The organism is Candidatus Cyanaurora vandensis (genome assembly GCF_013285555.1).
GTDB lineage: Bacteria > Cyanobacteriota > Cyanobacteriia > Gloeobacterales > Anthocerotibacteraceae > Cyanaurora > Cyanaurora vandensis.
The window spans coordinates 1-9,990 of record NZ_JAAXLT010000091.1 but is presented as its reverse complement, the minus strand read 5'-3'; the positions used below and the strand labels follow the sequence as shown (position 1 = coordinate 9,990).

Genomic DNA, 9,990 nt, shown 5'->3' with positions numbered 1-9,990 from the left:
GGGGAGCACAAATCTCTTGTTGGGCGGCGTACTGGTCCTGGAGTCCGTTGAGGGCCTGTTGGTGGTGTTGGACTTTTTCCTGGAGTTGTTCCTGTTGCCACTGGCAGGTCTGGACCTGTCGCCGGGTCTCTTGAGTGACTTTTTCCCAGTGGTCGCGCTGGGCTTTGGTGTGTTGGAGTTTTGCTTCGAGGGTGTGCCAAGCAGTCTGTAATTCAGCAACCTGGGTCTGGAGTGCTAGGTGGCGGTCAGTAAGGGCAGCGCGATGGGTCTGAGCCTGGGTCAGTTGCGCTTGAAGTTTGGCTTGCTGGTGCGTGAGGTCCTGTTGGCGTTGCTGGTTGAGTTGGCGTTGGGTTTCGAGTTGCTGGATCTGGCTCTCTTCGGTAAAGACCTGTTGTTGTAAGTGTTGGCGGTGCTGGTCGGCTTCGGTCACGGTGCGCTGGAGGGCCTGCCATTCCTGGTAGACGCTGTAGGTCTTGAGTCCGGCGAGTTGTTGTTGGAGTTGGCTGATTTCGGTTTCGAGGGGGGCGACCTGGGTTTGGGCCTTGGTCTGGGCCTGTTGGTCCTGTTGGTGTTGCTGAGCAAGGTGTTCGCGTTGGGTCAAGAGGTGGTCCAATCGTTGTTGGAGCCGCTGGACTTCGCGCTGGCCTTGCTGTTGTTGACCGCTGCCGAGGACACTCAGCCGTTCGGCTTGCTGGGCCTGTTGTTGAAGCTGTTGGAGTTGATGTTCCTGGGTTTCGAGCCGCTGGCTGAGGGTCTGGATCATCGTCTCTAAATCTTGACGGCGGCTCTGTTGGGCCTGGGGGACTTCCACAGCACCGCGCCAGAGGTTGCCGCTGCGTTGGCGTTGGGAACCCCCGGTCATCGCCCCGGATTTCTCTAAAAGTTCGCCGCCCAAGGTGACCATCCGGTAACGCCCCAACTGCCGACGGGCGAGTTCTAGAGAATGAAACACTACTGTATCGCCAAACACATAGGCAAAAGCCCGCCGGTAACAGGGCGCGAACTCCAGTAACTCCACCGCATAGCCCACTACCCCTTCCTCGCGCAGGGGCAAAAGCCGTGCTGGGTCACGCAGTTGCGCTAAGGGTAAGAAAGTCGCCCGCCCCGCCCGTTGTTGCTTGAGCAGTTCAATCGCCTCCGCCCCTACGCCGTCGTCATCCACCACGACGTTAAAAAGACGGCCCCCCGCTGCCACTTCGAGGGCCAACTGGTACTCGGCTGGGACTTGGGCGAGGTGGAGGATGGGGCCATGAACCCCGCTCAGGTTAGCCTTCACGATGGCTTGGACCGCGCCCTGTCCGTCGAGTTCACGGGTGGCTTGCTGACGAGCTTCGATTTGGTCGAGTTCACGGCAGAGTTGCTGGTATTCCTTTTCGAGACGGCGCAGGGTGCTTTTGTCGGTGAGTAGCTGGCCTTGCTGCTGGCTGACTTGGGCGCGGAGGCTCTCCCAGCGTTGGGTGTGTTCGCTGACGGCTTGGGTCTGGATGGTGAGTTGACGGGTCTGTTCCTGGAGTTGGGGGGCGGTGGCCTGGGCTTCTTGGGCGGTATCCTGCTGTTGTTGTCGTTGTTGGAGGAGGCGTTCGGCTAGGCGGGTGAGGGTCTGTTGGAGGGGGGTGAGGGTCTGTTGGAGTTGTTGGAGGCGTTGGTTGAGGGTGGTTTGTTGTTGGACCCAGCTTTCGGAGGACTGGGAGAGTTGGCGCAGCCGTTCGCGGTGACGGTCAAGCTGTTGTTGTTGGTCGCGCAGGTTGAGCCGGGTCTGGCTGAGTTGCTGGTCTAGCTGGGTCCGTTGCTCATCTAGGGGAGTTACTTGGAGCCGTTGGGCTTCGCTAGTGAGTTGTTGCTGTTGTTGCTTGAGTTGGGTCTGGTGTTGGTTGAGGTCCTGCTGTTGTTGTTGGGTCTGTTCCAGTTGTAGACGAGCGGCAGTAAGGGCAGTTTGGAGGGTTAGTTGTTCTTCTTCGCCCAGTTGTTTGACGGCATTTTGCCAGTGGGTGAGGTGGGCTTCTTGCTCGGTGAGTTGGTGGGCGGTCTGGGTCTGGGTCGTGACGGTGGCGGTAATTTGTTGATGGAGCGTCGTCAGTTGCTCTGCTCCTACCTGGAGTTGGGTCGCAAGTCGGGCCAAGGTGAAAAGTTCACCGTAGGCTTGCCAGACGGCGAGTTGGGCGCGTAATTGTTGGTATTCCTGGGCTTTTTGGCGTTCTTGGCTGAGGCGTTCTAGGGCCTGTTGCAACTCGTGTTCGACGAAACGCAGCCGCTCTTCCTGGGCCTGGACTTCGCTGAGTTCTCGTTTTGCCAGGATAATCTTGCGGTCAAAATCGGCTACGCCCGCCAGTTCATCAATAATTTCGCGCCGTTCGCGTCCGTTCATCGAAATAATATCGGTCACATCGCCCTGGAGGACGACGTTATAGCCCTGGGGGTAGATCCGGCGGCGGGCTAGTTCGTCGTGGAGCTCAGTCAGGGTGCAGGGGCGACTATTAAAGATGTAGGTGCTGGTGCAGTTGGAGCCACTGACGCGTAACCGGCGGGCTACGGTCAGGGTTTCTTCGGGTCCGGTCAAGGTGACAGTAACGACGACTTCACCCTTGGTCATGCCCTGATGGACGAGATCGGAGAGTTTCCCGGCCCGCAGGCCCCGTGCATCGGATAGGCCCAGGGCAAACAGGAGCGCGTCAATGATGTTAGATTTCCCGGAGCCGTTGGGACCGGAGACGACAGTGAAACCATCGCGTAGGGGTATCCGGGTATAGCGACCAAACGATTTGAATTTATCAACCTCAATGCAGGTGATATGCATGGGGCGGCTTCCCAGGGTTGTGCAGATTTTAACCCAACCGCGCCAGAAATGTACCTATGGTGTCATATTCTCTCGCTGGTACTAGGTTTGGTGCTAGAACCCCGCCGTGAAAGCTAGTCTCCCTACGTATCTAAGGACGCAATCGGCGGAACCACTGCTGCAACTGTTTACGACAGGCCAGTTCCTCGACGCCAGCTAGGACGGTGAGCGGGTGACAAGAGAGTGGGCTTGCCGGTAGATTCCAGACAGTACGGATAGCTCCAGCCTTGGGGTCATCGGCTCCGTACACCAACAGACCCAGCCGCGCTTGAACGATGGCTCCGGCGCACATGGCGCAGGGTTCGAGGGTGACGTAGAGCGTACAGTCAGTCAGTCGCCATTGTCCAAGCTGACGAGCGGCAGCACGGAGCGTAATGATTTCGGCATGGCCAGTGGGGTCTTGGTCCTGTTCCCGGCGGTTATGACCCAGGGCGATGCGTTGGTCTTGGCGCACGACCACGGCTCCCACGGGTACATCTCCCCCATCTGCGGCAAGTTGGGCCTGGGCTAAGGCTAGTTGCATCCAATAGTTATGAGGCATCATTACTTCTAGATAGCACGGACGCGCGCGACGGCAAGTGTTTAGCGGGTTCAATGGCTACTTAAACAGTTCAACTAGGGACTGTAAATTAATTTGTCTAAAGGGTCTTGCCCTCACACCGATACCTACGACTTGGGGCAGAGGGACACTTGTATGTCACTCTAGAGGCGGTCCACTGGAGTAGGTCATGTGGCAAGAACAGTTGACCGCAGCGACAGCGGCGGCATTGGCGGCGGGAGCAGTGTTACGCCAGCATTGGGGACGGCTCAATAACATCACTGAGAAATCCCCCGGCAATCTGGTCAGTGAAGCCGATACCCTCGCTGAGCAGACTATCCTCAAAATTTTGAGCGAGTATTTCCCGGAGTATGCGGTCCTCGCCGAGGAGTCGGGCCAACGAGGAACTAGTCAATATACTTGGGCGATTGATCCCCTCGATGGGACGACGAATTTTGCCCATAGTTATCCTTTTTACGCAGTCTCCATCGGTCTCTTAGTCGCCGGAGTGCCCACTGTGGGCGTGATTTATGACCCAGCACGAGACGAACTTTTTAGCGGGGCAACGGGCAGGGGTGCTTGGTTAAACGGCTCACCCCTCAAGGTCTCCACCTGCTCAACCCTGGCCCAGAGCCTCCTCGTCACCGGCTTTGCCTACGACCGCCGCCAAGTCCTAGACAACAACTACCGGGAATTTTGCCGCCTGACCCATCTCACCCAGGGTGTCCGCCGGGATGGAGCCGCCGCCCTGGACTTGGCCTATATTGCCAGTGGTCGCTTGGATGGTTACTGGGAGCGGGGTCTATCGGTGTGGGATGTGGCAGCAGGGGTGGTACTGGTCCAAGAGGCAGGGGGCAGGGTCACGGCCTACGACGGGAGTCCGCTAGACCTTGCCTCCGGTCGGGTCCTCGCCACCAATGGTTTACTTCACCGGCCCGTAAGTACAGTATTGCTGGAAGTCCAGGGTCAGTACATCGCGCCTTAGTTTGAGGACCCCGGTTGGGTATGGGACAATTAGATGTCAACCTGGACAAGCACGATGAACGTAAAGATTCTACCCCTGGCCTTGGTGTTGCTTTTCGCTCCCCTGATGGTCCAGGCCGGTCCAACCATGACCACCAAAACCACCAAGAGTGCCAAAGTGATTACCACGGCGAGCGGTTTGCAGTATGAAGAAGTGAAAGAAGGCATCGGGGCCGTCCCCAAAGCCGGTCAGACCGTCAGCGTCAACTATGTAGGTACCCTCAAGTCCGACGGCAAAGAGTTCGACAACTCCTACAAGCGCGGCGCACCGATTGAGTTTCCCCTCGGGGCCGGACGGGTCATCAAGGGCTGGGATGAAGGGATCGCCACGATGAAAGTCGGCGGGAAACGCAAACTCATCATCCCTCCCAACTTGGCCTACGGTGAGCGCGGGGCGGGCGGCGTGATCCCCCCCAATGCCACGCTGGTCTTTGATGTTGAACTCGTCGGCGTTCGTTAATACCGGATGGGGCGTGAACAATCGCGCCCCTATTCTTTTAACCGATAACTATCCCCGCCCTGACCCAGGGCGAAGCGGAGCGACTCCATTAAATTTTTACCGTTCTGGGTCAAAAATGTCCCGCAGGCCAGTACCGCCAACACTGCCGCCAGCCCAAACATAATTCTGAGTCCTAACCAAACCGCAACCAACCCGAGCACCGGCCCCGCAATCGCAATCCCCAAATCAAACCCGCCCAAGCTCAAACTCAAAGTTCGTGCCCGCTCCTCCGGCTGAGAACGATCCGCCACCAGGGTCAGGATGGTGGGGAAGAGCATCCCTGAGGCAAAGCCTTCAAAGAATCCTGCCGTGAGGAGCAGCGGGGTAGTGGGGGCTAGCCAAATCAACCCCATCGCAATTACATATAAAAATAAACTGACCAAAATAAAAGGACCCCGCCCAAAACGGTCCGAAGCCCGCCCAACAAAAAACCGCGCCGAAAAACTCGCCAAGGCTAAGGTCGTGTAAAACAGACCCGGATTGATCGCAAGCTTTTCATCTTCAACCAAGAGCGGGATAAACGTACTCACCGTCCCAAAAATCAACCCCATCTGGAGCATGAGCACGCTCGGGGTAAGGACCCTGCGCTCCTTCAATAGTTGCCAGAAAGGGGCTTTCACCCCCGGCTCCAACCTGACTGGCAGTGGGTTATCCCGGAGTAAGCTCATACAGGCCAAGCCCACCAACGCCAAGCCTGACGACATCCAAAAGACCGGGGGATAGCCCAAAGAAGCCTGGAGATAACCCCCCAAGGCCGGACCCACCCCCAGACCCAAGGGATTGACCAAGCTCATGTACCCGACCAGTTCGCCCCGTTGGCTGGGTGGGATTAAGTCCACCACCAGGGCTGCATAGCCCGTGGTGAAAGCCGCCACACTCACGCCATGGAAGGCCCGGACCATCAAGAGCCAGGGCAGAGCATCGGATAGCCCATAGCCCAGGGGAGCCACGGCTCCGACGACCAACCCCACGGTGAGGACCAGCTTGCGGCCCCGTTGGTCAGCTAGCAGCGTGACGCTGGCCCGTGCCAAGATAATCCCTGCGGCCAGTGCCCCCATGACCAGCCCAATCTGTTGCTCATCTGCGCCCTTTTCATTGAGGTAGAGCGGTAGGACCGGGAGCAGAGAGGCCAAACTACTCCAGAAGAAACACCCGGCTACAAATAAAATGATGAGGTCACGGCGTAGGGCTGGGTCCAAAGTTGTCGTTGCCATCTGAAGCATCAGCCCTCACAGCCTAGTCATCTTAACCCACCTCCTCCGGGTGGACCTGAGTCGTCAGACGTTTCGCCCTGAGCAGTGAAGCACTGACTGCTACCACCAGGACCAGCCCAATTACCCCCAGCGAAACAAAAGTAGGGATCTTAAAGACATCAATCAACACCATCTTGACCCCAATAAAGGTCAGGATCACCGCCAGCCCCAGCTTCAGGTAGTGGAATTTATCCATCACCCCCGCCAACAGGAAATACAGCGACCGCAGGCCCAAGATGGCAAAGACGTTGGAGGTATAGACCAGAAAGGGTTCCTGGGTAATGGCGAAAATGGCAGGGATCGAGTCTACGGCAAAGATTAAATCCGTCGTCTCCACCAAGATCAACACTAAAAAGAGCGGGGTCGCGAGCCACTTACCCGTCTGCCGAATAAAGAAACGGTCATCATGGTATTGGTCTGTAACCGGGATAAGACGGCGGACCAACTTGATGATGGGGTTGGCCTCGGGGTCAAGCTGCTCGTTTTTGCTTGTGCCCATCTTGATCCCAGTGAAGATTAAGAACGCGCCAAAAACATAGATGATCCAGTGGAATTCCTTAATCAGGGCTGCCCCGACCAGGATCATCGCCGCCCGCATTACCAAAGCACCCAGGATGCCCCAGAATAAAACCCGATGTTGGTAGACCGCCGGGACCGCGAAGTAACTGAAAATGAGGGCAATGACAAAGATATTGTCCGCACTCAAGGATTTCTCGATGAGGTACCCCGTGAAAAAAGCAAGGGCGGCCTCGTGATTACTGTAGGTACTCCCCGGCACCAGGGTCTCCCAAAAGTAGAGAATTCCCAGGTTAAATAACAACGCGATGCTGATCCAGACCCCACTCCAGACCGTTGCTTCCTTCAAGGAGACCACGTGGGCTTTCCGATGAAATACCCCCAAGTCCAGGCCGAGCATCGCTAAGACAAAAACATTGAACCCGATCCACAACCCAATACTTTCGGTTCCCATGACCCAGACTCCAGCTAGGCCGCAGGGATCCTGAGAAGACCCCACGGCTGAACATCGTGGTGGTCTCGCCAGTGGTTACGCTCAGCCGGAAGGGTTACTCCGGGTTGACGACTGAACGACCCGTTACCGGGTGGCTACTCCCCATCCATCTTCAAATTAATTCAGATTATTAAAAATTCCAAGCTACGGCGGGTCCTTGAGGTGGGCGAGTAAATGCTGGACTTGGACGCGGGGGAGGATGGGCCAACTCTGGTTATCTTCCATCTCCTGCAAGACCTCAAAAAGATCATGGCGATTATCGGGGAGGGCATTCATGTACACGCCATCGCGGACCAGCACAAAGGCTTCTTCAAGGCAGTACAACAGTTCACGCAGGGCCGGGAGGTCGCCTGCGCGTTGGGTGGCAAGTCGGCTAATCTGCTGCTTGAGGAGCGTTAAATCGTAGGAATCTTCTTTCATAACTTCAGAACTCGCGCCAGGACTTCTTGATAGGATTCATCCACCCCGCCCAAGTCATGACGGAAACGGTCTTTATCCAAAACCCGGTCGTCGCGCATATCCCACAACCGACAGTTATCAGGGCTGAGCTCGTCCCCCAGGGTCAAACCCTGGTCCCCCCAGCCGTACTCCAACTTGAAGTCAATCAACCGGATACCACAGGCTTGATAGAAATTGCTCAAAATCTCATTCACCTGGAGGGCAGAGGTGCGGATGAGGGCGAGTTCGTCCATCGTGACCAATCCCAAGAGCGCGATATGTTCGTTATTGAGCAATGGGTCGCCGAGGCGGTCATTTTTATAAAAATACTCGACGAGGGGTCGGGCGAGGACTTGACCCCGTGGTAAGTCCGTCCGGGTGCAGAGGGACCCCGCCACCACATTGCGGACAACGACTTCAAGGGGGATCATCCGCAACTGGCTCAGGTGCAGAGCGTGGGGTTCCGGCTGGTCGAGGAAGTGGTTGGGGATACCTGCCGCTGTCAGTTTCCGAAAGAGATGAGCGGAGATAGTGGCATTGACTTGGCCCTTGCGCTGGATGGTCCCACGCTTCTGGGCATTGAAAGCCGTGGCATCGTCCTTGAAAACCGCAAGTAGAACCCCCGGTTGGTCGGTGGTATAGATCTGCTTGGCCTTCCCTTCATACAACAAACTATTGGTCACACGGCCCTCAGGCACGGTTAGCACAAGCTTGACATAACCCAAAAAAGTCTAATACATGATAATCAATCGAAAAACGATGTTGTTGCGAAAGCTGGGACTCTAGTTCGCGTACTGGACAGGCAGGTAGAGCAATCACCCGCTTACAGTGGGTGCAGATTAGATGGTGACTACCGTGGCGGTGGTTACTTTTAATCTGGTAATAGGTCTGCTGGTCACCCACACTGACCGCTTGGACCTGCCCCCGCGCCAACAACATCTCTAGGGCACGGTAGACCGTGGCGAGCCCGACTTCCTGGGGCGTGTCACGTAACTGTGAATAGATTTCCTGGGCAGAGAGGAGATGGTCTTTGTCTTGGAGTGCATCGAGGACCGTCCGTTGACCGCGCGTCCAGCGTTGTTGGGTATTCATCACTTAGCGGAGTTCCTGCTTCATCTGTTGCAGACGGTGGGTCATCTGGTCAAACATCTGCTGGGGCTGGATGCCAAAATTACCGAGTTGGTCCTTGAGGTCACGCATCGCCATCTGAGCCATGAAATCATCCGATAGTTCCATGCGTTTCATAAAGACAGCATACCGTTCGAGGAGGGTCTCCATTTGCTCGATATACTTTTCTTTCCCAATCCGGTCGAACTTGCCATAGTGGGTGCCCAGTTGCATCAAGTCCTGATAATCCTTCATGAATTGACGGGCTTCTTCCTGTACCACGGGTGACTCAAAAAATCCCACGGTCGCCTCCTACCAGAACCAAACAGCTTTCCCTATCGTAGCAAATCTTAATTAGGGGCTTGTAACTGGACAAGTCCACGCGAATGCGTAACCATTGAAGAATGCATCTCTTGGACCATCAGCCCAACAAACCTGGTTACTCGGTTCGTCAGCTTGAGGCGAGGCGGACGAGTAAGGCGTTGGGCTTGGCGTTTCTCTCAGTCCTGCTCGCGGTATTGGCGATTGTTCTGTTATTCTTTAGCCCGGTTGCGGTGTTGCTCGCTGCGCCACTAGTCTTTTTGTCTATTTTTGTCGGGACGCGGCTGAACCAACAGAGCCTCCTAGTCTACAATGCCCGTCGTGGGGCCCAAGCCGAAGAGAAAGTGGGGGAATGCCTAGATAATTTACCCGGTTGGCGGGTTTTTCACAACGTCCTACTCCCCGAAATTGGCGATATTGACCACCTAGCGGTGGGACCGGGCGGGATTGTCCTGGTAGAGACCAAGAGTCAGCGCGGGACGTTAGTCGTTTCACGGGGCCGGATTGGGTTCAAGCAACCCCTGGGTACCCGTTGGTCCGGCAAGAATCTCGCCGCCCAGACCCGCGCCCTCAGCGAAGCTCTCCAACAAAAAGGTCTTGCTGTCACCGCGTTCCTGTGTTTTCCCTTTGCCCAAGTCACCCCGCTCAAAGTTAAGGGCATCCCCCTGGTAGACCTCAAAGCCCTCCTCACCGCCATTGAGCAACTACCCCAGACCTACACTGATGCCGAAGTGACCGAGATTTGTGAACGGATTGACGCGGGATTGTTGGTGTGAAGTCCCTCCCTCCCGGGTGGTGGAGGACTAGGGCAGAAGAACAAACAAATTAGTGAAAATGATTAGATGCTACACTCTCCCCCATGACACGCACAAGTACGACCAGTTCTCTAAAGAATTCCTCGCCGGACTCCTAGACCCTTTTGGCACTACAGCTATTGATGTTGCCATCAATAGCGAAGTTAGGGAGATT

General features: G+C 56.1%; 11 protein-coding genes. 3 read left to right on the top strand and 8 right to left on the bottom strand.

Annotated features, from left to right (window positions below; genetic code table 11):
- The coding region (gene smc / locus HFM78_RS05805; protein ID WP_287128480.1) for a chromosome segregation protein SMC at positions 1 to 2,794 on the bottom strand (2,794 nt) is incomplete at its 3' end.
- A gap of 130 nt (positions 2,795 to 2,924) precedes the next feature.
- The gene (gene tadA, locus HFM78_RS05800; protein ID WP_396033041.1) at positions 2,925 to 3,377 is read right to left on the bottom strand and encodes a tRNA adenosine(34) deaminase TadA; all 453 of its coding nucleotides are present in this window, start codon (positions 3,375 to 3,377) and stop codon (positions 2,925 to 2,927) included.
- 184 nt (positions 3,378 to 3,561) lie between these two features.
- Here tadA and HFM78_RS05795 point away from each other — a divergent pair, with 184 nt between their 5' ends.
- Together HFM78_RS05795 and HFM78_RS05790 are read left to right on the top strand one after the other, a co-directional pair.
- Positions 3,562 to 4,356, top strand: a complete 795-nt coding sequence (locus HFM78_RS05795) for an inositol monophosphatase family protein (protein WP_287128478.1) — start codon at positions 3,562 to 3,564, stop codon at positions 4,354 to 4,356.
- A 54-nt stretch (positions 4,357 to 4,410) separates the two neighbouring features.
- A complete protein-coding gene (locus HFM78_RS05790) occupies positions 4,411 to 4,854 on the top strand; it encodes an FKBP-type peptidyl-prolyl cis-trans isomerase (protein ID WP_287128477.1) in 444 nt (147 codons plus the stop codon).
- A gap of 29 nt (positions 4,855 to 4,883) precedes the next feature.
- Here HFM78_RS05790 and HFM78_RS05785 read toward each other — a convergent pair whose 3' ends face one another.
- The 6 genes from HFM78_RS05785 to HFM78_RS05760 form a co-directional block, all read right to left on the bottom strand.
- Positions 4,884 to 6,107 (bottom strand): MFS transporter, encoded by a 1,224-nt coding sequence (locus HFM78_RS05785; RefSeq protein ID WP_287128476.1) that lies wholly within the window; start codon positions 6,105 to 6,107, stop codon positions 4,884 to 4,886.
- Between the two features lie 31 nt (positions 6,108 to 6,138).
- Positions 6,139 to 7,116, bottom strand: coding sequence for a TerC family protein (locus tag HFM78_RS05780; protein ID WP_287128475.1), 978 nt, complete (start codon positions 7,114 to 7,116; stop codon positions 6,139 to 6,141).
- Positions 7,117 to 7,299: 183 nt separating this feature from the next.
- Positions 7,300 to 7,575: a hypothetical protein gene (locus HFM78_RS05775; RefSeq protein ID WP_287128474.1), complete on the bottom strand. Its 276-nt coding sequence runs from the start codon at positions 7,573 to 7,575 to the stop codon at positions 7,300 to 7,302.
- Complete coding sequence (gene purC, locus HFM78_RS05770) at positions 7,572 to 8,300, bottom strand: phosphoribosylaminoimidazolesuccinocarboxamide synthase (RefSeq protein WP_396034908.1); 729 nt, start codon at positions 8,298 to 8,300, stop codon at positions 7,572 to 7,574. The genes HFM78_RS05775 and purC overlap by 4 nt, the downstream gene beginning before the upstream one ends.
- Complete coding sequence (locus HFM78_RS05765; RefSeq protein WP_287128472.1) at positions 8,284 to 8,685, bottom strand: Fur family transcriptional regulator; 402 nt, start codon at positions 8,683 to 8,685, stop codon at positions 8,284 to 8,286. The genes purC and HFM78_RS05765 overlap by 17 nt, the downstream gene beginning before the upstream one ends.
- 3 nt (positions 8,686 to 8,688) lie before the next feature.
- Entirely contained in the window at positions 8,689 to 9,003 is a 315-nt protein-coding gene (locus HFM78_RS05760; RefSeq protein ID WP_287128471.1) for a DUF1825 family protein, read from the bottom strand.
- 101 nt (positions 9,004 to 9,104) lie between these two features.
- Between HFM78_RS05760 and HFM78_RS05755 the strand changes: the two genes are divergently transcribed.
- Positions 9,105 to 9,797: a nuclease-related domain-containing protein gene (locus tag HFM78_RS05755; protein WP_287128470.1), complete on the top strand. Its 693-nt coding sequence runs from the start codon at positions 9,105 to 9,107 to the stop codon at positions 9,795 to 9,797.
- The last annotated feature ends 193 nt before the right edge of the window (positions 9,798 to 9,990 follow it).